The organism is Salicola sp. AFF1, assembly GCF_056783195.1.
The window spans coordinates 1-238 of sequence record NZ_JBXAYL010000240.1 but is presented as its reverse complement, the minus strand read 5'-3'; the positions used below and the strand labels follow the sequence as shown (position 1 = coordinate 238).

The 238-nt window shown below is 66.4% G+C and carries 1 pseudogene; it reads left to right on the top strand.

The features are described from left to right. Window positions 1-238 (top strand): annotated as a pseudogene (locus AC1RQI_RS17500) (hypothetical protein); the annotation flags it as partial.

The following is a 238-nucleotide window of genomic DNA, read 5'->3' as shown; positions in this document are numbered from 1 at the left end:
ACGGCCGAGGGCACGCCGGCGTTCCCGAATGCCGAGGTGCTGGTGCCTGCCACTGAATGGAAGTTCTGGATGGACGACGGCGAGATGAGCCGGGCGCCGGCCGGCCGCATGCAGGGCCTGTTCAAGAACAACCGCAACATCTTCGAGGCCGGCCTGAAGAAGAAGGTGACGCCCTATGAATGGGGCAAGGAGATCGCCCCGGGCCTGACCTCGGTCGAGACCATCGGCCACACCCCGG